This is a genomic window from Bacillus sp. FSL R5-0576 (assembly GCF_038004765.1).
Taxonomy (GTDB): Bacteria; Bacillota; Bacilli; order Bacillales; family Bacillaceae; genus Bacillus; species Bacillus subtilis.
Genome location: NZ_JBBORU010000001.1, coordinates 3,122,448 through 3,142,925 on the forward strand (window position 1 = coordinate 3,122,448; position 20,478 = coordinate 3,142,925).

Annotated in this window: 22 protein-coding genes and 1 riboswitch; of the genes, 4 read left to right on the forward strand and 18 right to left on the reverse strand. The window is 45.4% G+C overall.

Features of this window, described 5'->3' with window-relative positions:
- Window positions 1-8: 8 nt before the first annotated feature.
- The 7 genes from liaH to NX903_RS16150 all read right to left on the reverse strand — a co-directional run bounded on the left by liaH (window position 9) and on the right by NX903_RS16150 (window position 6,601).
- On the reverse strand, window positions 9-686 hold the full coding sequence (gene liaH, locus NX903_RS16120) for a stress responsive protein LiaH (RefSeq protein ID WP_003243047.1): 678 nt from the start codon (window positions 684-686) through the stop codon (window positions 9-11).
- A 26-nt stretch (window positions 687-712) separates the two neighbouring features.
- Window positions 713-1,093 carry a cell envelope stress-induced membrane anchor protein LiaI gene (gene liaI / locus NX903_RS16125; protein ID WP_042974723.1) on the reverse strand — a complete coding sequence of 127 codons (381 nt, stop codon included), beginning with the start codon at window positions 1,091-1,093 and terminating at the stop codon, window positions 713-715.
- A 161-nt stretch (window positions 1,094-1,254) separates the two neighbouring features.
- Window positions 1,255-2,523, reverse strand: a complete 1,269-nt coding sequence (locus tag NX903_RS16130; protein WP_003244338.1) for an MFS transporter — start codon at window positions 2,521-2,523, stop codon at window positions 1,255-1,257.
- Between the two features lie 177 nt (window positions 2,524-2,700).
- Entirely contained in the window at window positions 2,701-3,282 is a 582-nt protein-coding gene (locus tag NX903_RS16135) for a cob(I)yrinic acid a,c-diamide adenosyltransferase (RefSeq protein ID WP_086344300.1), read from the reverse strand.
- Window positions 3,283-3,304: 22 nt separating this feature from the next.
- Window positions 3,305-4,633: an ABC transporter ATP-binding protein gene (locus NX903_RS16140; RefSeq protein ID WP_086344622.1), complete on the reverse strand. Its 1,329-nt coding sequence runs from the start codon at window positions 4,631-4,633 to the stop codon at window positions 3,305-3,307.
- Window positions 4,633-5,694, reverse strand: a complete 1,062-nt coding sequence (locus NX903_RS16145) for a FecCD family ABC transporter permease (RefSeq protein ID WP_086344301.1) — start codon at window positions 5,692-5,694, stop codon at window positions 4,633-4,635. The genes NX903_RS16140 and NX903_RS16145 overlap by 1 nt, the downstream gene beginning before the upstream one ends.
- Window positions 5,657-6,601 carry an ABC transporter substrate-binding protein gene (locus NX903_RS16150; RefSeq protein ID WP_086344302.1) on the reverse strand — a complete coding sequence of 315 codons (945 nt, stop codon included), beginning with the start codon at window positions 6,599-6,601 and terminating at the stop codon, window positions 5,657-5,659. Before NX903_RS16150 ends, NX903_RS16145 begins: the two co-directional genes overlap by 38 nt.
- Window positions 6,602-6,706: 105 nt before the next feature.
- Window positions 6,707-6,845, reverse strand: a riboswitch (cobalamin riboswitch).
- 153 nt (window positions 6,846-6,998) lie between these two features.
- On the opposite strand from NX903_RS16150, the gene NX903_RS16155 reads away from it, so the two are divergent.
- Complete coding sequence (locus NX903_RS16155; protein WP_069322894.1) at window positions 6,999-7,790, forward strand: SDR family NAD(P)-dependent oxidoreductase; 792 nt, start codon at window positions 6,999-7,001, stop codon at window positions 7,788-7,790.
- Between the two features lie 37 nt (window positions 7,791-7,827).
- Here NX903_RS16155 and NX903_RS16160 read toward each other — a convergent pair whose 3' ends face one another.
- The 5 genes from NX903_RS16160 to sigO form a co-directional block, all read right to left on the reverse strand.
- A complete protein-coding gene (locus NX903_RS16160; RefSeq protein ID WP_003228493.1) occupies window positions 7,828-8,706 on the reverse strand; it encodes an SMP-30/gluconolactonase/LRE family protein in 879 nt (292 codons plus the stop codon).
- Between the two features lie 71 nt (window positions 8,707-8,777).
- Entirely contained in the window at window positions 8,778-10,520 is a 1,743-nt protein-coding gene (gene yvrG, locus NX903_RS16165; RefSeq protein ID WP_015714690.1) for a two-component system sensor histidine kinase YvrG, read from the reverse strand.
- Window positions 10,517-11,230, reverse strand: a complete 714-nt coding sequence (yvrH, locus tag NX903_RS16170) for a two-component system response regulator YvrH (protein WP_003243545.1) — start codon at window positions 11,228-11,230, stop codon at window positions 10,517-10,519. Before yvrH ends, yvrG begins: the two co-directional genes overlap by 4 nt.
- A 150-nt stretch (window positions 11,231-11,380) precedes the next feature.
- Window positions 11,381-11,620: a sigma-O factor regulator RsoA gene (gene rsoA / locus NX903_RS16175; RefSeq protein WP_021480583.1), complete on the reverse strand. Its 240-nt coding sequence runs from the start codon at window positions 11,618-11,620 to the stop codon at window positions 11,381-11,383.
- A 3-nt stretch (window positions 11,621-11,623) separates the two neighbouring features.
- Window positions 11,624-12,154, reverse strand: coding sequence for an RNA polymerase sigma factor SigO (gene sigO / locus NX903_RS16180; protein ID WP_014477957.1), 531 nt, complete (start codon window positions 12,152-12,154; stop codon window positions 11,624-11,626).
- Between the two features lie 201 nt (window positions 12,155-12,355).
- On the opposite strand from sigO, the gene NX903_RS16185 reads away from it, so the two are divergent.
- The 3 genes from NX903_RS16185 to rsiO all read left to right on the forward strand — a co-directional run bounded on the left by NX903_RS16185 (window position 12,356) and on the right by rsiO (window position 14,256).
- On the forward strand, window positions 12,356-12,508 hold the full coding sequence (locus NX903_RS16185; protein WP_003244090.1) for a YvrJ family protein: 153 nt from the start codon (window positions 12,356-12,358) through the stop codon (window positions 12,506-12,508).
- Window positions 12,509-12,627: 119 nt separating this feature from the next.
- On the forward strand, window positions 12,628-13,785 hold the full coding sequence (gene oxdC, locus NX903_RS16190) for an oxalate decarboxylase (protein WP_086344303.1): 1,158 nt from the start codon (window positions 12,628-12,630) through the stop codon (window positions 13,783-13,785).
- A gap of 60 nt (window positions 13,786-13,845) precedes the next feature.
- Window positions 13,846-14,256, forward strand: coding sequence for an acid stress-sensitive anti sigma factor RsiO (rsiO, locus tag NX903_RS16195; protein ID WP_003243579.1), 411 nt, complete (start codon window positions 13,846-13,848; stop codon window positions 14,254-14,256).
- A gap of 33 nt (window positions 14,257-14,289) precedes the next feature.
- On the opposite strand, the gene NX903_RS16200 is transcribed toward rsiO, so the two are convergent.
- From NX903_RS16200 to NX903_RS16225, 6 genes are all read right to left on the reverse strand, one after another.
- Window positions 14,290-15,519 carry an ABC transporter permease gene (locus NX903_RS16200; RefSeq protein ID WP_086344304.1) on the reverse strand — a complete coding sequence of 410 codons (1,230 nt, stop codon included), beginning with the start codon at window positions 15,517-15,519 and terminating at the stop codon, window positions 14,290-14,292.
- A complete protein-coding gene (locus tag NX903_RS16205; protein WP_041333113.1) occupies window positions 15,512-16,201 on the reverse strand; it encodes an ABC transporter ATP-binding protein in 690 nt (229 codons plus the stop codon). The genes NX903_RS16200 and NX903_RS16205 overlap by 8 nt, the downstream gene beginning before the upstream one ends.
- The gene (locus tag NX903_RS16210; RefSeq protein ID WP_042974746.1) at window positions 16,185-17,378 is read right to left on the reverse strand and encodes an efflux RND transporter periplasmic adaptor subunit; all 1,194 of its coding nucleotides are present in this window, start codon (window positions 17,376-17,378) and stop codon (window positions 16,185-16,187) included. Before NX903_RS16210 ends, NX903_RS16205 begins: the two co-directional genes overlap by 17 nt.
- Window positions 17,379-17,549: 171 nt before the next feature.
- The gene (locus NX903_RS16215) at window positions 17,550-18,359 is read right to left on the reverse strand and encodes an ABC transporter ATP-binding protein (protein WP_086344305.1); all 810 of its coding nucleotides are present in this window, start codon (window positions 18,357-18,359) and stop codon (window positions 17,550-17,552) included.
- 15 nt (window positions 18,360-18,374) lie between these two features.
- Window positions 18,375-19,385 carry a FecCD family ABC transporter permease gene (locus tag NX903_RS16220; RefSeq protein ID WP_086344306.1) on the reverse strand — a complete coding sequence of 337 codons (1,011 nt, stop codon included), beginning with the start codon at window positions 19,383-19,385 and terminating at the stop codon, window positions 18,375-18,377.
- Window positions 19,385-20,431, reverse strand: coding sequence for a FecCD family ABC transporter permease (locus NX903_RS16225; protein WP_169072850.1), 1,047 nt, complete (start codon window positions 20,429-20,431; stop codon window positions 19,385-19,387). Before NX903_RS16225 ends, NX903_RS16220 begins: the two co-directional genes overlap by 1 nt.
- Window positions 20,432-20,478 lie beyond the last annotated feature (47 nt).

Below are 20,478 nucleotides of genomic sequence, written 5' to 3' on the forward strand. Positions count from 1 at the left end.
CGTTCCGCTTATTCATTTGCCGCTTTTGTCTGGTCTGATTTTTGCAGTGAAAGTGTCCGCATTTTTTCAATCTCCGCTTCCACATCGTCTGCGAATTCTTTACGTGTAAGTTCTGTGCCGGCTTCCGCTGACTTTGAATAATTCGCGCGGATTTCCATTTCTTCAATACGATTTTCAATACGTAAAAATTCACGATACGCGCTTTCACTGTCAATTTTGTCAAATGTCGTATTCATATGCTCTTTAGCTTTCGCCGCATTTGCCCGCGCAATCAGCGCCTGTTTTTTATCCTTTACGTCCTGAAGCTTTGTTTCAAGTGCCGCCAGCTGCTCTTTCAGGTCAGCCAGCTGACTGTTAGCCTGTTCATAGGAAGCTTTATGCTCAGCCGCCTTCCCTTCTAAATACTTCATTTCAGTCAGCGCCTTTTTCGCCAGTTCTTCTTCACCTGCGTCAAATGCGAGCTGCGCCTGATTTTTCCGTTTGCCAGCCACTTCAGCGGCTTCTTCATATTTTTTCTTAAATTGATAGGCAATCGTGTGCTGTTTCACAATTGTTTGCTTTGCTTTTGCGATGTCGCTTTCCATATCGCGTACATATTGATTCAGCATCACCTTTGGATTCTCCATTTTATCAAGTCCTTCATGAACTGACGCAACAAACATGTCTCTGATTCTTTTTAATACCATACCTGATTCCTCCTAATATATTGATATTATTTTTTCTTCAAAAATTCTTCCCATTCGTCATCAAAGTGAGATTGGTAAGCAACAGAAGCCGGTTCAGGATCAAAAGATGATACACCGTTATCAGCTGATCCGTTTTTCATCAGCTTCCAGCCGTAATAAACCATAGCGGCTGCCAATGCGATTCCGACGACAAACGGAAGTGAGCAGATGAGCATAATGGCTCCGATACCGCCCACGATGATTCCCGTGATGGTTTTTCCCGCGGCAAACCTTTTGACTCCTGCGTATGTCATTAAGCCCCCGATGGCGAGCGGGATGATAAAGCCGAAGCTTCCTCCTCCAAAAAAGACAGAGATCCCAAATACAATTAATAAGAATCCGCCTATTGTTTTCTTGTTTATCTTCATGCAGATCCTCCTTTCGTTTTCCTTGTCTTCATCTTATACAAGTTGGAAGATATGCAAAACGAATCAGAGATTGATTTTTATATAAGACCGGAGTCGTATCTGGCACCGGACCCATCGGCACAAAAAAACGCCATGCACGAGGCATGGCGTTTCAAAACCCTTTACAGATGAACACTTGCTTCCCTTTCTTTAATCAGGTCGGACCTTTCTGCTTTGGCCAGTTTTGTAAACAGCAAGATTCCGATACCCGCAATAATTTCTACAATCCCGCCGACAGCGATCACTTTACCTGAGCCGAAAGCATTTGCGGCATACCCGCAAATGACAGCTCCGGCAGGGATCGAAATATTTGAGATCATATGTATAACGGCGTAAACCTGCGGCTGATCCTCACTGTCCACAGACGTCTGGATAATCGTATACTCAGGAACATTAACAGCACTGACTGCGGCGCCAAAGGTAAAAGCAGCGAAAAAGACGAGCGGCAAAAAGGTATTCATCCCGGTAATAAAGAAAGCAAATCCTTCAATAATGCCGGCAGTGACGAATAACAAGCCGTACCTGTTTACCTTGACTTTCGCCAGCACAAACCCTAATAAAAACGCGCCCGCGGCGGTGGTGGCCTTTAAAAGCGAGTATACGATCGGCTGGCCGTTTAAATCTTCCGCAACGTATACGGCAGAGAGCGCTTCCCATGGGGCAGCCGCGAAATTCATAAAGATACAGTAAATGGCGAGCGGATATAAAATCTGGTGTTTTCTGACGAGCCTAAAGCCGCGTTTCAGTCTTCCGATATATGTGCCTCTCTGTGTAACAACTGCAGACTCTGATTGAGATTCAACCGCAGTGTACTTAATAAAAAGAACGAGAAAACCCGACACCAAATAGAGCACAAGTGCGATAAGCATGGTATAAGAAGGACTGATAAATGTAAGAAAAGCGCCGCATAATGTGACAGCCCCGAGCCGAACAATTTGAGCGGAGGATTGCAGCACAGCGTTTGCTTTTTGAATGCCCTGTTCATTGACGATTTGAGGAATCAAAGCGATAGAGGCGGGATTGTAGGCAGCTCCAGTAGCTGAATGCACAATCATAAGCGTCATGACAAACCACAGCGGAGAGAAGCCCGCAAAATGACATAGAGGGATAATCAAAACAATCGCCGCCCTTGTCAGATCTGAAAAGTACATCCAAAATTTCAGCGTGGTCTGTTTCATAAAAGGCCCCGTCACAGGCGCCAGAACGGCTTCCGGCAAAAAAGTGACAGCAATCAATAAAGCAGTGCCGATCGCACCTTTGCCGTCATAAATTAAAAACCATAATATTGAATTAAATGCGAACATATCGCCGGATATCTTGACTATTCTTGAGAAAAACAGATAATTGAAATTTCTCTTCCAGATGCTATCACTTTCAATTAAATTCACCATCCATCAGAGCCCCCCCGTTGACTATTTTTTACATCTATTTATTACAATATCTCATTTTTCCATTTTTCAGTCAATAATTCATAAGGTTCATTTTTTGTCGTAAAATGGGAAATTGACAGAGTGAAAAACAAAAAAAGCCGGCATGTATTTGAACACGCCGGCTTTCCTTTTCACTTTTTATGATTCGCTGCTGTTTCGGTCCCGAAACACAATGGCACTTCTTTCATATTCTACATCGCCAATACCGCTTCTTGCATTCACAACCCGGGCGGCGGCAAAGAAATAATCGGACAGACGATTGAGATAACGCAGCACTGTTTCATGAATCTCCTCCGATTTCATCAGCGCCACCACTCTTCGTTCTGCCCGCCTTGTAATGGTGCGTGCGATATGGAGAAGCGAAGCACCCTTTGATCCGCCTGGAAGAATAAATTTCTTCAGTTCCGGCGCTTCTGCTGTATAGGCATCAATGCGCGTTTCTAAAAAGGAAACAGATTCTTCCGCTAGTTTGTAGTCTTTTCTTTCTGTGACGATTGCCAGATCGCCTCCGCAGTCAAACAGCTCATGCTGGATGGTCAGCAGCTCGGCTGTCAGATCTTCAAAGCCGGGCTGCCCGGAAAGCTCTGCCAAAGCAAGCCCGATAAAGCTGTTAAGCTCGTCAATCGTGCCGTAGCTTTCGACGCGTAGGCTGTCCTTGTCCGTTCTGCCCCCGACTAAGCCCGTTTGTCCCTTATCGCCTGTTTTTGTATATAGTTTCATACCCTGAATCTCCTTTACAGACTTATTCAAACAACTCAGCAGCCTCTTTTATACATTCAGCTGTCCCTTTCTTTATCAATTGGTTCAGCCGCTGTTCTATGTTTTCTGATTGCTGAGTTTGAGTCGCGGCGATGAGAATATCACCTGTGCCTCCTCCGTCTCCCAGCACTTTCGTCCGTTCTGCTTCGGCAGCCATAAGAGCTTTGATGAAGAATTGATCTGCCGCATAGCCGTTAATCAAAATCCAAATCGAAAAGCCGGTCTGAACGCATATAAAAACGGATAACTCTCCGTCTTCATATGTTCGATACACGAAACGGTCAAGTCTTTCTGAAGAAGCCATCGCACACGTCTCCTGCAGTTGAAAACCGCTTTCTGAAAGACAGGCCGTAAGTCCTTCTATCGGATCTGGCTGATCTGGCAGCCGTTTATGGATCAGCGTCCTGCTCCACGAAAACCCTGCACCGATAGGCGTCGAGGACAATGTTCGAAGCGGGATTTCCGTTTTCAGAAGAATGTCATCACGTCCCGCTTGGAGCAATGCTTCAAATGGGATAGACTGCCGCTTCACGCTATCTTTTTCAGGCTGAATCACAATCATCGGTTTAGGTGAGCTTTGATGTACCAAGGCGGTGACATCTGTATCGTACACCGCCTTTATGCTTTGTTCTGTAACAGCATATTCCGGTTTTTGCTTAGGCCCGGCGGTACCGTTTTTCATAAACATGAGCTCATCACAGTACAGGCTTGCGGTGTTCAGATCATGAAAAACGCTGACAGCTGCCAATCCGCTTTCTCTCGTCAGGCGTTTGATCAGATCAAGCAGGTCTTTTTGATAAGCCAGATCGAGAAAATTAGTCGGCTCGTCCAAAAATAAAATACGCGGCTGCTGCGCCAAAGCTTGTGCCAAATACACCCGCTGCTGTTCCCCTCCGCTTAGTTCGCGAATCGGCTTTTGCGCAAAATCGGCCACTCCTGTTTGCTCCATTGCTTCCTGTACAATGGCTTCATCCTTTTCAGTCTGCTGTCTGAACAGCCCCGTTTGGAATGGATATCTGCCAAAGGCTACAGTTTCTTCGACGGTAAAGGTGAAGGCTTGATCCGTTTTTTGCGGCAGGACAGCCATGATTTGGGCCAGTTCCTTCGGTTTATAGTCCGCCAGCAGTTTTCCGGCCAGATAAACCCTGCCTTCCTTGGCCGGCAGCGTACCTGTCAGCAAGTGCAAAAGCGTAGTTTTTCCGCTTCCATTGGGGCCGAGAATTCCGAGAAATTCTCCCTTCTCCACGGTTAAGCTGACATTGTTAATTAGGCGGCTGTCGCCGTATCCTCCCGACAGCCCTTCTGCCTTCATCATAAGCTTCTCCCCCCGCGGTGCTGCCGAATTAAAATAAGAGCGAACACAGGCGCTCCCGCCAAGGACGTAATGATCCCGATCGGCAGTTCAATCGGCTCAATGATGGTTCTGGAAAGCAGATCGGCTAAAACAAGAAACCCTGCCCCAAGCAAGGCGGACAGCGGCAGTAAATGCCGATGGTCCGTTCCCCACAAAAGCCTTGTGATATGCGGAATCACAAGGCCGACAAAACCAATCGTACCCGATACTGCCACAGCGCTTCCCGTCAAAAGAGATCCGGCTATTAAAATCATCATCTTCCTCTGCTGAACGCTGACTCCAAGAAGCTTTGCTTTATCTTCTCCATATGTCATCACGTTCAGTTCCCTTCCGTTTATAATCAATAAAATGGTTCCCAAAAGAAAAAACGGGAGAAACAAAATAACATAGCTCCAGCCCCTCATTGAGACGCTGCCAAGCAGCCAATGCACAATCGGAAGCAGGTTGTCTCCTGTCAAGGCGATGATAAGAGAAATAAATGCGCCCAAAAAAGAGTTGGTGATGACACCGGTCAAAATGAGGGTGGAAACAGACATCGAAGCATGAACGAAGCGGCTGAAGAAAAGGACCGCCGCCATCGTGGCCAGTGCCGCGGCTACACTCAAAACCGGGAGTGTAAACCCTCCGATGACAGGAAGGTGCAAACCTAAGAACAGAGTCACAACAGCTCCGACTGAAGCACCGGATGACACACCTAGCGTATAGGGATCAGCAAGCGGATTTTTCAACAATCCTTGAAAAGCGGCCCCTGCAATAGAAAGAGCCGCCCCCACAAGGGCGGCCAGCACAACTCTCGGCAGTCTGATATTCATCATAATATTAGTGTACATCGGATCATCAGAACCGATAGAGCCGCCGAAACCTTGATGCCAAAAGACACGAAAAACAGCGGGAATAGGAATATGCAGGCTGCCGCAAGAAATTCCTAAGATGATGCTCACGGCTAAAAATGAGAAACCAATGATATATGCGGCATAACGATTATTCCTTAAACGTATCCGGGTAAATGCTTTCCGCAAGTTCTTCGACCCCTTCGATCAGACGGGGACCGGAACGTGTCACAAGATCAGGGTCCACATCATATACACGATGATGTTTCACAGCATTGATTTCGCTCCAGCCATCGCGTTTTTCCACAGCTTTCGCTTTCACACCGTCCGTTGTAACAATTGCATCAGGATTGAGTTTTACGATCGCCTCGTCTGTCATTTGCACCCATCCTGTCTGATCCGCAGCTGCGTTTTTAGCATGGATGACATTCAGCATTTCATTCATAAACGTATCTTTTCCGGTTGTATAAATGTCAGGATTAGGAGAAACCTCGATAAATACGCTTTTCTCCTCGTCCTTTGAAATGTTTTTCGCTTTTTCTTTAATATCCTTTAGATCTGATTTCATGCTTTTCACGAGCTGATCGGCTTTTTTCTCCGCCCCGGCAGCTTCTCCGATCATTTCAATTGATTTGTATACCTCGGAGAATGATTGTGCATCATTGACAGTCAGCACTGTAATGCCCGCGTCCTTCAGCTGTTTGATGGCATCCGATGATGCTGACATGGAAGACTCATGGGCCAGAACGAGATCTGGTTTTAGAGAAATGACTTTTTCAACGTTTACATTCATATCTCCGACTTTCTCAACCTTTTTGACTTCCTTTGGATAGGTATCGTTTGTGGTGACACCGACCACTTTGTCACCAAGGCCAAGTGCGTATGTAATTTCTGTGTTGCTCGGCATTAATGAAACAATCTTTTTTGGCTCTTTTTTGATGGTTACATCTTGGTTTGACGCATCATCAATGGTGACAGGAAACGCTTCTGTTTTTTGTTTTGTCTTTGAATCCTTCTGATCCGCAGGATTGCCGCAGCCTGCCAGCATAACAGCAGCCAACAGGAGCGCAGTCCATATCCCGGCTCGTTTTTTCATAATCTTTTCCTCCTAAACGAACTAAAAAAGCATCTCTACGACGGTAAAGATGCTGTAAACAACACAAAAAAGCCTATTGTTTACACATCATCTGTCCTCGCAGAATTCGTGCTGATCAAACAGGCAGGTATCCTGGCTCTTGGCGCTTGGCCAATTACAGTGGCGGGACCGCACCGGCTTTTACCGGTTTCCCTTTTAAGCCGGCTGTTGTTCACGGACCGGCACCTATTTGACATTCGTATCCTTTTTTCGGAGTAATTATACTATATGACTGACAGGCTTGTATATGTGTCCTGAATGACTTTTCCCCATATTGTGTATGGGAGCAAAATCCTCGTAAACACTAAATTTGATCTTGTATACTTAATACCATCATCAATCAAAAGGAATGATTCTTATGGATTTACAGCTAAATGACAAACTCGTCTTAATCACCGGCTCGACGTCCGGCATCGGGAAAGCCGCCGCAAAAAGCTTTCTGCAAGAGGGTGCGGCAGTCATTGTCAACGGACGCAAACAGGAGACTGTCGATCGCACCATTGAAGAGCTTTCTGGCTATGGAACAGTGCACGGTGCTGCTGCCGATTTGTCAAAAACAGATGAAGCAGCGGCTTTTATCGAAAAAGTAAATGAAATCGGTGATATCGATATCCTTGTCAACAACCTTGGTTTCTTCGAGGTAAAAGACTTCGCCGATGTGACAGATGAAGAGTGGAATCAATATTTCGAAGTGAACGTGATGAGCGCCGTTCGGACAAGCCGTCACTTCCTTCCAAAAATGCTTGCCAAAAACAGCGGCCGTATTTTAAATATTGCAAGTGAAGCAGGCGTCAAACCGCTGCCAACGATGATTCCATACTCAATGACAAAAACGGCGCTGATCAGCCTTTCAAGAGGAATGGCTGAAATGACAAAAGGCACAAATGTGACGGTCAACTCAGTGCTCCCGGGACCTACTTGGACAGAGGGCGTGGCATCCTATATGGAAGGCGCCGCACAAGCAGCCGGCCAGGATACAGATACATTTATCAAAGACTATTTCAAGGTCAATGAGCCAACTTCGCTTATTCAGCGATACGCGACAGCAGAAGAAGTCGCCAACACAATCGTATTCCTCGCGTCTGACGCCGCATCCGCCATAAACGGCACTGCACAGCGTGTGGAAGGCGGCATTATCCGTTCTCTGTAGTATAAAAAAAACGCATCCGTGTTTCGGATGCGTTTTTTTATACGTCTCCAGCAAATGGTACCGGCTGATATCCGCCTGTTTCCAGTTGTGCTGAAAACAACCCTCCAGCGTGAGGCTGCTCGTATCTCTCTTTTTCTGTCATTTGTTCTGTTGCCGTTGTAATGTAAAGAGTTTTTAAGTCTCTGCCGCCGAACGCGCAGCACGTGACATATTTAGCCGGCACGCTGATTGAATTGATTTCTTTTTTCTGAAACGGGTCAATGTGAACAACGCGGCTGCCGCCAAACAGCGCCACCCACAGCATGCCATTTTGGTCAATTGTCATGCCGTCCGGCAATCCGTCCGACTGATCAAAACGATAGACAGGTTCTGGATTCGAAACATCTCCGCTTTGAGGATCATAGCTGTAACGCACAATCTCCTGCGTCGGCGTGTCGATGTAATACATCAAATTCCGCTCGCGGTCCCAATCCAAACCGTTTGAGGTGGAGACTTGATCCTTGATTTTGACAAGACTGCCGTCTAGATTCAAACGGTACAGCGACGCCTGTTTTTGCTCGCCTTCCATGCTCGTCGTCCCCGCCCAAAGCCTTCCGTACGGGTCACATTTAGCATCATTAAATCTCAGGCTCTCATGCATGTCCTTCGGCTGTTTAATTTTTTCCAAGCTGTCATCCCGAAGATGATACAGGTAAAACCCGTCCTTCATCGTCATAATCAGTTCATCCTTTGAATATTTCGCAAGCGCCGTCACAAAGGATTTGAATTTGATTGATCGGTTGATTTTTTCTTCAGGGTCAAAGATGTGGAGCTCGCTCCCCAGGATATCAACCCAATATAAGCGGCCGTTTTCTTCATCCCATAACGGGCCTTCTCCAATCACTGCCCGAGTGTCTGCTTCCAATACTGCATCCATGTGTTACACCTCTTTAGCTTCAGTCTATATATTGTTATTCCCGGCAAAGAGGTGTCCAAACCACATGATGTTTATTGTTTTTTAAAAAGGATGGTAATGACCGTTCCAATGTCCATTCTGCTGTTCACATGGATCGTTCCGTTATGCAGATGGACAAGCTCCTTGGCAATCGCGAGCCCGAGACCCGTTCCGGCAGTTGAATCTTTTGTGTTCGTCCCTCTGTAGTAACGGTTAAACAAATGGGTAATGGTTTCTTCATCCATTCCTTTCCCATTGTCCTTCACCTTTAAAGAAATATGATTTTTTGTTTGCTCCAGAATGACTTGAATCTCTGTTCCTTTGCCGTTGTGCTTCACGGCATTCCCAAGGAGGTTTTCTAATATGCGCCTGAACCACGCTTCATCAAGGGCAAATTCAATATGCTCTTCTTTGGATACAAACGAGATATCATACCCTTCAGAAAACGGATTTTTCTTAAAATCCTCAATGACATTTTTAAAAAACGGGATAAGGCTAGTGAGCTTTCTCTCAATAGGAAGAGCATCATTTTTCAGCCGATACGTTAAATTTAAGTCTTCAATCAGCTTGGACATGTATTCAGATTTTTCTCTGACAACCTGCCCCATTTCTTTCACTTCTTCCGGCGACCAGTCATACTGCTTCGACTCGAGCATCATGCTGTAGCCGTAAATGCTGCTGAGCGGTGTTTTTAAGTCATGTGACAAACCGGCAATCCATTCTTCCCTTGTCGCCTGGATTTTTTCTCTGTTTCTTTTATCCCTTCTCAGCGTTTCAGTCAGCTGATCCATTGATTCAAATATCTCACCGAAGAAGCGGTACGGCTGTTTGATTTTTCCCTTTTTATTTTTGCTGACAGGACGGCCTTCCCGGTTTCTGGGCTCCTCAAGCTTCCCTTTTGACAGATTGACCAGCCATCTAATCGTGTGAAAAATCGGCAGCCCGAATCGGAACATATACCAAACGGTCATCCAAATGATATACATGAACAAAACGGCCATCACGAGAAACATCGCTTTTAATACAACCTTCAGGAATGATTTGTTAAACTCCTGATCGGTTACATAGACTGGGTTCGGCACCGTAGCGACCATCCATCTGTCTTTATTGAGGATCTTAACGGAAATTTCCCGCTTATAGTTCCAAGGCTTAGAGCTGTATTTAAGCAGCTCCAGCTGGTTCATCGTTTTTCTCTCGCTTTTTGTGCTGTTGATGCTGTCGAGAATCTTTCCATTGCTGTCTAACAGGTAAATGGCGCCTTTTTTCCGTTTAATATAGTCGATGGTACTGGACTTATAGTGCGCTAGTGAGTCTATCTTTTGTTCGCGCTTTTCAACCGACGTCAGGAGCTGTTCACTTTTTGATTTCCAGCCGGACAATAGAAGATACGACTTATCTTCAATATTGATGGCCCAATAATTCAGTTTATAGTTATGAAGCTTTTTGGTTTTATAAATAGACAAAAGCTCTTTCTTGGTATAGGTGCCCGGCACGTCTTTTGGCACGCCGTAGGAATAATCAGTGTTTCCTTCCGAATCAATGATTTGCATCCAGCCGTGCTGTTTATCAACAGATTTCTTCAGGAAATTATCCACTTCCCATGTCCCGTCTTCGTTTACATCGAGATATGCCTCAAGTGTGTCGGTCGTTGCCTTCGTCAGCCCTGAATTGGATTCCGCATCGCTAAAACGAGCGTCTAAATAGAAAAACGACGCAACAAGCATAACCGTAAGCAGCAGGATCACAATCAGCATCTGGCCGAAAAAGTGAAACAAAAACTTCCATCTTAACCTCATGACCGCTTGCCTTCAGGATTTGGGATAAAACGATAGCCGAGACCTCGAACGGTTACAATATATTCCGGATTGCTCGGATCGCGCTCAATCTTCTCCCTAAGCTTGCGAATATGAACCATGACGGTGTTGTTGTCACCGTAGGAAGGATAGCCCCATACTTTTTCATATATTTGATCTTTGGAAAGCACCACGTTAGGGTGTTCACAAAAATACTGCAAAAGCTGCAGAAGCTGGGCTGAACAGGCAACGGCTTCCCCGCCTACGATAAGCTCGGCATTTTGCGGAGAAAAAGTAAAATAATCATATGTGTAGGTTTGATTTGAACTTGTTTCTTTTGATTGATATGTACGCTTGAGATGTGCTCTGATCCGCGCCGCTAATTCCAGGGGATTAAATGGTTTTGTGATATAGTCATCAGCTCCAACCGCAAAGCCCGATAATTTGTCCGCGTCGGATGATCTTGCCGTCAGGAAAAAAATCGGAGCGTCTGAATACTCTCTGATCAGTGTGCAGGCTTCAAAACCGGACATTCCGCCCATCATGACATCCAGCACAATCAAGTCAACCTTATTGGCCTTCACAACGGGAATCGCTTCTTCTGCGCTTGCCGCATCCAGTATATTTCGATAACCTTCTTTTTCGAGAACGCGTTTGATCATGTCCACAATCGCTTTCTCATCGTCTACGATTAAAATTGATGCATTTTCCACTTTTATGTTCCTTTCTGTCACTGTTTTTTTCATCTTATCATTATATCGTTTATTTATGGTACATTTTTGAATACATTGGAGCTTGGCAAATCAAAACAGCAAAAAAGGAGCAAACAAGCGCTCCCTTTTGATGTTTTTTATATGAAAATATTATGAGTTCTCATCTACCATGTACAAAATAAACTCCCAAAATCCCGGGACATCCTGACACAAAAGCATATCAGCCTTTTCAAACATTTTGATCTTCAGCTCTTGCTCTAAATCTTCTCTTTCTTGATAGGACGTATTGCTGAGTTTTTTTCTGATCATCGGTGAAAAGCATGCAATCAGATGCTCAATGTCATAAGTCTCGTCTTTTTGTTTCTTTTTTTGTTCAAACTGGCCGTTCACAGCTTACTTTTCCCCCTTTTTTTGCGCCGCTAGCTGCTTTCTGATATTCTCCAGCCCCTTTTTATGAATGTTGGAAATGTTTTGTCGGGACTCCCCTAATGAATCTGCAATCTCCTGCATCGTGGCACCGTGAAGATACACTTTCGTCAGCACACTTTTTTGTTTGTCAGTCAGCTTCTGAATCGCTTGGTAGAGCTGGTAATCCTGAACATGCTGGCTCAAATCATCCTGCCTGTCTAAAAATTCTTCAAATGCATCGCTTCCTGTTTCGGAAGGAAGCCGATCTCCTGCCTCCGGATGATCAACCGTCAGCGGATACCGTTTTTGATTTTTGCGAACCCGCTTATCAAAATCAATAGAAAAGATGCGAATCATTGAATTCATATACTTGACGATGCGGATTTCTTTATAAAACTGCTTAAATAGCTCGTCCAATGATTTTGCATCTTTTTCGTTAGGGCTTTCCATTACGTTTTTGAACAAACGGTAATGCTGAGGATTGCTCAAAAAATGCTTCACGATGGGATGCTTCATTATCTCCTTACATTTTGACCGTAAAAGACTTTGATAGTCCATCAAACCGCCTCCCTACTAAATTAAATGAAGGAAAGCAAAAAAAAGTAAACTACTACTTTCCGACTAGTGTCTTCCAAAATACTTTGCAGCAGTTTACGTTTTATCGGTTTTCCTTCACTTACATACATGACTGCAGAAAAAGAAGGGAGGTATTTTCCTATGGATCAGGTTTTTATAGAGGAAGTCGTAAAACAGATCGGCAATTTGGGGTTTCCCGCGCTGATTGCAATGTATCTGCTGACCCGATTCGAAAAGAAGTTTGATCAACTAATAGAACTAATGACAGAACTGAAAGATCATGCAAAAAAATAATTTTTCAATCGAAGTTGACTTTTCACTGGTTTTTTTCACTTAACAAAACAGAAGGGAAAACGAAAGGCCTTTCACCTTCTCTTTCTGCTATCACATTAAATTTAAGGAGGAAATATTTCATGAAAAAACAAAATGACATTCCGCAGCCAATTAGAGGAGACAAAGGAGCAACGGTAAAAATCCCGCGCAATATTGAAAGAGACCGGCAAAACCCTGATATGCTCGTTCCGCCTGAAACCGATCATGGCACCGTCAGCAATATGAAGTTTTCGTTCTCTGATACTCATAACCGATTAGAAAAAGGCGGATATGCCCGTGAAGTGACAGTACGTGAATTGCCGATTTCAGAAAACCTTGCATCCGTAAATATGCGGCTGAAGCCAGGTGCGATTCGCGAGCTTCACTGGCATAAAGAAGCTGAATGGGCTTATATGATTTACGGAAGTGCAAGAGTCACAATTGTAGATGAAAAAGGGCGCAGCTTTATTGACGATGTAGGTGAAGGAGACCTTTGGTACTTCCCGTCAGGCCTGCCGCACTCCATCCAAGCGCTGGATGAGGGAGCTGAGTTCCTGCTCGTGTTTGACGATGGATCATTCTCTGAAAACAGCACGTTCCAGCTGACAGATTGGCTTGCCCACACTCCAAAAGAAGTCATTGCTGCGAACTTCGGCGTGACAAAAGAAGAGATTGCCAATTTACCTGACAAAGAAAAATATATATTTGAAAACCAACTTCCTGGCAGTTTAAAAGATGATATTGTGGAAGGGCCGAATGGCGAAGTGCCTTATCCATTTACTTACCGCCTTCTTGAACAAGAGCCGATCGAATCTGAGGGAGGAAAAGTATACATTGCAGATTCGACAAACTTCAAAGTGTCTAAAACCATCGCATCAGCGCTCGTAACAGTAGAACCCGGCGCCATGAGAGAACTGCACTGGCATCCGAATACCCACGAATGGCAATACTACATCTCCGGTAAAGCTAGAATGACCGTTTTTGCATCTGACGGCCATGCCAGAACGTTTAATTACCAAGCCGGTGATGTCGGGTATGTACCATTTGCAATGGGTCATTACGTTGAAAACATCGGGGATGAACCGCTTGTCTTTTTAGAAATCTTCAAAGACGACCATTATGCTGATGTATCTTTAAACCAATGGCTTGCCATGCTTCCTGAAACATTTGTTCAAGCGCACCTTGACTTGGGCAAAGACTTTACTGATGTGCTTTCAAAAGAAAAGCACCCAGTAGTGAAAAAGAAATGCAGTAAATAAAAGACTTGCGGCTTGCAGAGAGCACTCGTTCTCCGCAAGCCTTCATAAGGAGCTGAACCAGTGAAACATCAAAACCCTTCAAAACGCTTATTGCGGCTCTCCATAAAGTACTTGCTAGCCGCAGCAGCAGTGGTGTTGACCTATTTTGCTGTCATCTATATATTGTTTTCTTTAGCGGGAACGAGCTACCGCTCAGCAGCTCATGTCCTGCTTTTTGCCGTGGTATTTCTTGTTCTCGGATTATGCTTTGAACCATTTGAAAGGCTGATGATACATAGCTTTACATTTTTCAAGACGGGAAAACGTCTATTCATTCTCCTTGCCGGCATCGTACAGCTGCTGTTTTTGTGGATGACTGCTCATACAACAGACCAATTGATCAGCGACATCTGGCTGTCCACCACAGAAGAAATGATTGTCGCAGCCGTTTTTTTGATTTTAGACAAATGCAACTCGGCTCTTCCCAGCTAAAAAAAGAACGCATTCCAATTGGATGCGTTCTTTTTATTCATAGCGAAGCGCGTCTACAGGCTGAAGCTTCGAAGCCTTAATGGACGGAAGCAAGCCAAAGATAATGCCGACTGCCATTGAAAAGATGAGTGCTCCGACAACAGCTGGAATGGAGACGATAAAAGGCATCGGAAAAATGACCGTCAGCAGCTTGGCGATGCCGAAGCCCGCCAGCACACCGAGTATTCCGCCAATGCTTGTCAGCACGACAGCCTCGGTTAAAAATTGAAATAAAATCACACGCCGCTTAGCACCGAGCGCTTTCTTAATTCCGATTTCCCTCGTGCGCTCCGTTACGGAAACGAGCATAATGTTCATGACGCCGATACCGCCCACCAAAAGTGAAATACTGGCGATTCCGCCAAGCAGCAATGCAAATGACTGATTAAAGGACTCCACTTCCTGCGCGATCTCCTGAAGATCCATTACACTGTACTCTGCTTTTTCCAGCTCAGCTTCTGACAGTCCCTGATTTAAAAGATCTGCAGCCATTACACCCGCTTCTTGGATATGCTCAGAAGAATCAGCCTGCACGGCAATCTGCGTTGGCGCGTCAAACCCTTCAATAAGCGGCCACACTTTTTTCGGCACGTACAAAACCGGGTTCGCATAGTCGCCTTCAAACATGCTTTCCTGTTGATTTTTTTCTTTAAAAACACCGACGACCTTAAACGGCACACCATTCATCTCAATGCTTTTATGCAGAGCTTCTCCGTCCGGAAACAGTTCATCTCTGACAGCTTCATTAATCATCACCACTTGGTGTGTGCTGTTTAAATCATTTTCCGTCAGCTTTCTCCCTTCGGTTATTCGGATTGGAAACATGTCGAAGTAATCATCGTCCACTCCATACACTTGGGGATACGAAACGTTAGTTAAATGAAAAACGCTCGCGCCTTCTGATAAGTAATATAAGGATAATCCTTTGACCATCGGATCTGATTTGATCGCCTTTACTGTTTCTTCCGCTACAGGCGGCGCAGACGCATACGACACCTGAGGGCCGCCGCTCTCCTCTTCTCCGCCAGACGGCTGGTAGACAACGTTGATCGCGTTGTTTCCCATGCCGATCATACTTTGCTTTAATTGCTCACTTTGGCCCTTCAGCATTGAAACAATCGCGATGATTGCCGCTATGCCGATAATCACGCCGAGCATTGTCAGAATGGATCTTAATTTATGAGAGAAAATGGATTGAATGGAGATTCGAATATGTTCAAGCATGGCTGATATCCCCTCTCTCATCTAATACCAACTCTCCGTCTCTGATAAAAACGGTTCTGTCAGCTTTTTTGGCGACGTCCGGGTCGTGGGTTATCATAATAATGGTCTTGCCTTCCCGATGCAGTTCAGAAAACAGTGACAAAATTTGTTCACTTGATTTGGTATCAAGCGCCCCGGTCGGTTCATCAGCTAAAATAAACCTCGGCTGATTGACGAGGGCCCTCGCTATCGCCACCCGCTGCTTTTGGCCGCCGGACAGCTTAGGCGGTTTGTAGGAGATCCTGTCTTTTAATCCGACCTTTTCCAGCGCTTCATATGCCCGTTGCCTTCTCTCTTTTTTCTTCACTTTATTGTAGATCATCGGCAGCTCGACATTTTGCAGCGCGGTGAGACGCGGCAGCAAATGGAAAGTTTGAAACACAAACCCGATTGATTCATTGCGAATTTCGGCTAAAGCCCCGTCTTTCCCTTTCAATATATCGATCTGGTCAAGCGTATAGGTTCCTGAGGTTGGCCTGTCCAAACAGCCGATAATATTCATTAACGTTGACTTTCCAGAACCCGAAGGCCCCATAATAGCTAAAAACTCCCCCGCCTGAACAGTCAGATTGATATGTTTCAAGATTGGAACTTCTTCTTTTCCCAGCTTGTACGACTTTGAAATATTATTCAGTGTCAGCATTGACTGTAACCTGCTTTCCTTCCTTGACCGCGGGATCAGGATAGATCACATAATCTTCCGGCGTCAGGCCGCTCTTAATTTCCACCATGTCATTTTCATCAGTCTCTCCGATTTCAACAGGCTGCTTAACCGCTTTCTGATTCTCATCAGCTTTCCACACATACGGTTCGCCGTCATCCTGAATGACCATGTCGGACGGCAGCTTGATCGTGTCCGCATCAGCATTATCACTCATCACTTCGATGTTGACATGATAGCCGACTTCAAGACCTTTATGGCTGTCTAATAAAATGGTGAAAGGATAGTTAGAGGACTGGGGATTCATTTCTTCATCAGCAAAGCTTTCTGATTCTTCACCCTCGCCTGCTCCCGCTGGAAGCTTGCCGATCGAGGTGACCTTTCCTTTCCACTCGCCCTCACCGCCTGTTTTCAGCGTGACCCTGACTTTGCTGCCTTTTTTGATCGTGTCCATTAACAGCTCATTGATTTGGCTTTTGACCAGATATTTGCCCGTCGAAACAATCTGGATATACGGGCCCGTTGCCTGGTCGCCTGTTGCACCGTCAGCGATATCCTGATTGACGCTTTGAACGATTCCGTCATGCTTGCTTGTAATGACATTGGAACCTTTGTTTTTCGTCAGGCCAGCCAGTTCTTTTTGATGCTGCTTCAGTTCAAGCTGGCTTGTTTTCAAATCGAAATTGGCCTGATCAAGTTCATCTTGAAGCTGGGTTTTCTCTTCTTTTCCTGCCGCTTTCAGCTTCTTTTCCGTTTCCGTTATTGATTTTTGCAAACGGTTGATTTGCAGATTTGTCATTTCAATTTGCAAATTGGCTTGCTCCACTTCATCAGAATGATCCTCGCCCTCATACTCAAAAAGCTTATCGCCCTTTTTAACCTGATCGCCTTCTTTGACGTATGTTTTTTTAATGCTGCCTTTTTCTGAATCTATGTATACTTTCTGCTGTTTCTCAGGTTCAACCTTTCCAGAAAACGTTTGGCCTGATTCTGAATCTCCTCCCATGTATACCGCGACCGATTCAGCATAGGGCTCCGATGATACGGCAACTTGGTTCATGTGGGTAAAAAAGTAAAAACCGCCAGCGCCGATCCCAGCCAATACAAGCACACCGGCACATATCGCACCGCCAATAAGCCATTTTTTCTTCTTGGACACAACGATCTCCTCTTTCTGTAAACTATGTAATATTTTCGAAACATTCTAACCAATATTATCTATTAATTCAAAAAGACTTGCAATCCTTTTATTGAAATGACGGAATCAAATAGAAAAATTGTATTTTCAAAGCCGAATAAAAAAAAATCCCGGCTTCAAACCGGGATTTTTTCATACAGTAACTAGCTCTTTTTCATTTTTAATCAAGTCATATGTCAAGCATACAGGTTTATTTGTACGGGGATCAGTCACGATTTCGGCATCAATCTGAAATACCTGCTTCAAAATGTCCGGTGTCATGACCTCCAGTGCAGTTCCTTCCTTGATGACCGTGCCTTTTTTGAGCGCGATCATATAATGAGAAAAACGAGCTGCATGGTTAAGATCATGAATGACCATTAAAATCGTCCGCCCTTGCTCTTTGTTGAGTCTGTCAAGCAGCTGCAGAATTTCAAGCTGATGTGCAAGATCAAGATACGTTGTAGGTTCATCCAGCAGAAGCAGTTCCGTCCCTTGCGCAAGCGCCATGGCAATCCACACGCGTTGACGCTGTCCGCCTGACAATGCCTCAATCGGCCGTTCAGCATATTCAGCCATGCCTGTTTCTTCAAGCGCCCATTTGATAATCCGGCGGTCTTCGTCATTTAATCTGCCGAATCCTGATTGATGTGGAAACCTGCCGTACGACACCAATTCGTGCACTGTTAGGCCGCTCGGCGCTTCAGGTGTCTGTGGAAGAATCGCCATATCTTTTGCAATGTCCTTTGTAGACATTTTATGAATCGCTTTGCCGTTTAAATAGACGGCACCTGCATGTGAACGCATAATTCTGGACATTGTTTTTAAAATCGTTGATTTCCCGCAGCCGTTCGGGCCAATTAAGGTGGTAATTTTCCCTTTAGGAATCGATATATTTAAATCTTCTACAATCACCCCGTCGCCATAACCGATTCCAAGCTGTTCCGTTGATAATGAATTCATATTCGGCCCCCTCCTCTAATTCGCTTTCATCAATAAATAAATAAAATAAGGCGCACCTAGCACGGAAATGACAAGTCCGACCGGAATTTCTGATGGTGCCAATACATTTCTCGCCAGCGTATCAGCAAGCAAAAACAGGAATGAGCCGATGAAGGCGGAGACCGGTATCAGCGTCTGGTGACGTGGACCGGTCAGCCTTCTAGCCACATGCGGCGCGATCAATCCGAGAAACGCAATGCCCCCCGCAGCTGCCACGCATGAAGCGGCAAGAGTGACCGCTGCCAGAAGAAGAATCCGTCTTTCCTTTTCAACAGCGGTGCCCAGCCCGGTCGCCAATTGGTCTCCGAGCTGCATAATGTTCAAATAGCGTGCCTTATATAAAGTAAACAGAAGCAAGATCACAATCCAAGGGAGAATCGCCCAGATCATATTCCAGTTCGCCCCCAATATTGAGCCGGATATCCAAACCGCGGCTTGCATAAAATCATGAGGGTCCATCTTAAGCTGAAAAATCAGCAACAGGGCGTTGAATCCGGCATTCACCCCTATGCCGACTAAAATCAGCCGAATCGGTGTCACGCCTTTTTTCCATGCCAGAATATAAATGAGAAACGCAGCGAGGATTGCTCCTGCCAAAGCACTGAACGGCAGCATAAATGTTCCGAAAAAGCTGAGATCTGAAGCTGACCCTTGAAAAAAGTATATAAAAAGCACTACAGCAAGTGAACCGCCGGCGTTAATTCCGAGAATACCAGGCTCGGCAAGTTCATTTTGAGACACGCTTTGCAAAATGGCTCCAGCTACGGAGATCCCTGCTCCAACAAGCAAAGAAAGGATGATCCTGGGCAGCCTGAACTCAAATAAGACAAGTTCATCACGCGCCGTTCCTTGGCCGAAAAAGACCTGAAGCGTTTTAAGCGGTGCAATTTTGATAACGCCCAAATTGAGACTGATAAAAAAGACCACCACGATAAGCAAAAAGGTCACAGCCATTACAACGAGCGGTTTGTTTGTTTTTGTTTTCATTACAGCCCTCTCCTTTCACGACGTGCCAAATAAAAGAAAAAGGGAACGCCGATAAGAGAAGTCAGCGCGCCGACAGGCGTTTCAAAGGGCGCATTTACGAGTCTGGCCGCTATGTCAGCAAAAACAAGCAAAACAGCACCGAGCACCGCCGAGCAAGGAATGATCCACCGATAATCCACACCGACCAAAAAACGGGTAATATGCGGAATGATCAGCCCGATAAATGCAATGGTGCCGGCAATGGAAACCGCAGCTCCGGTCAGAATTACTACAATAAGCATGCCAACCAGTTTCACCGCTGATGTATATTGTCCAAGCCCTTTTGCCAGATCGTCACCGAGACTTAACACTGTAACAGACCGGGCGATGAAAAACGCGAGCGTTAAACCGACAGCCCCTGCAATAAGCAAAAGCTGGACCCCCGACCATTTCACACCCGCTACCCCGCCTGCGTACCAAAAGCTGATATCCTGAGCGACATCAAAGCGGATTGCAATGGCAGTTGAAATGCCGGTAAAGAAATAAGTAACTGCCGTACCCGCCAGAGCAAGCTTTACAGGCGTAAGTCCGCCCCTTGAAAACATGCCGATGCCCATTACCGTCGATGCCCCCAGCCCCGCTCCCGCAAAGGACCATAGCACAAGCCCCATTGCAGAAAGCCCGGGAAAAAAGGCAAACGCAATCGAAACAGCAAACGCAGAGCCTGATGTCACACCCATAATCGAAGGCTCTGCCAAAGGGTTTCTCGTCATCCCCTGCATGATTGCTCCCGACACTGCCAACAATGCGCCTACAAGCGCGGCAGCCGCCGTTCTCGGCAGCCGAAGATCATGTATAATTTGGTGAGATGTCTTTGTCGGCTGATAATGAAAAATGGCGTCCCATACAGTGCGCAAATGAATATCCGCTGCACCGAGAGATATGGATAAAAATGCGCCAAGGCAAAGCAGGCATAGACCTGCAATAAGGACGATGACCGCGCCATATGTCCTTGACGTCCATTGGATTTCTTCTGATGCAGTCTGTATATTTTTATGTTGACTCAACTGCCGTACTTCCTTTCTGTTACTGATAATGATTATCAATTGCTGTT

Excerpts from the sequence above, each read along its gene's own strand:
- liaH (WP_003243047.1), bottom strand. The coding sequence starts at position 686 with ATGGTATTAAAAAGAATCAGAGACATGTTTGTTGCGTCAGTTCATGAA.
- liaI (WP_042974723.1), bottom strand. The coding sequence starts at position 1,093 with ATGAAGATAAACAAGAAAACAATAGGCGGATTCTTATTAATTGTATTT.
- NX903_RS16130 (WP_003244338.1), bottom strand. The coding sequence starts at position 2,523 with ATGGTGAATTTAATTGAAAGTGATAGCATCTGGAAGAGAAATTTCAAT.
- NX903_RS16135 (WP_086344300.1), bottom strand. The coding sequence starts at position 3,282 with ATGAAACTATATACAAAAACAGGCGATAAGGGACAAACGGGCTTAGTC.
- NX903_RS16140 (WP_086344622.1), bottom strand. The coding sequence starts at position 4,633 with ATGAAGGCAGAAGGGCTGTCGGGAGGATACGGCGACAGCCGCCTAATT.
- NX903_RS16150 (WP_086344302.1), bottom strand. The coding sequence starts at position 6,601 with ATGAAAAAACGAGCCGGGATATGGACTGCGCTCCTGTTGGCTGCTGTT.
- NX903_RS16155 (WP_069322894.1), top strand. The coding sequence starts at position 6,999 with ATGGATTTACAGCTAAATGACAAACTCGTCTTAATCACCGGCTCGACG.
- NX903_RS16160 (WP_003228493.1), bottom strand. The coding sequence starts at position 8,706 with ATGGATGCAGTATTGGAAGCAGACACTCGGGCAGTGATTGGAGAAGGC.
- yvrG (WP_015714690.1), bottom strand. The coding sequence starts at position 10,520 with ATGAGGTTAAGATGGAAGTTTTTGTTTCACTTTTTCGGCCAGATGCTG.
- sigO (WP_014477957.1), bottom strand. The coding sequence starts at position 12,154 with ATGAAGCATCCCATCGTGAAGCATTTTTTGAGCAATCCTCAGCATTAC.
- NX903_RS16185 (WP_003244090.1), top strand. The coding sequence starts at position 12,356 with ATGGATCAGGTTTTTATAGAGGAAGTCGTAAAACAGATCGGCAATTTG.
- oxdC (WP_086344303.1), top strand. The coding sequence starts at position 12,628 with ATGAAAAAACAAAATGACATTCCGCAGCCAATTAGAGGAGACAAAGGA.
- NX903_RS16200 (WP_086344304.1), bottom strand. The coding sequence starts at position 15,519 with ATGCTTGAACATATTCGAATCTCCATTCAATCCATTTTCTCTCATAAA.
- NX903_RS16205 (WP_041333113.1), bottom strand. The coding sequence starts at position 16,201 with ATGCTGACACTGAATAATATTTCAAAGTCGTACAAGCTGGGAAAAGAA.
- NX903_RS16215 (WP_086344305.1), bottom strand. The coding sequence starts at position 18,359 with ATGAATTCATTATCAACGGAACAGCTTGGAATCGGTTATGGCGACGGG.
- NX903_RS16220 (WP_086344306.1), bottom strand. The coding sequence starts at position 19,385 with ATGAAAACAAAAACAAACAAACCGCTCGTTGTAATGGCTGTGACCTTT.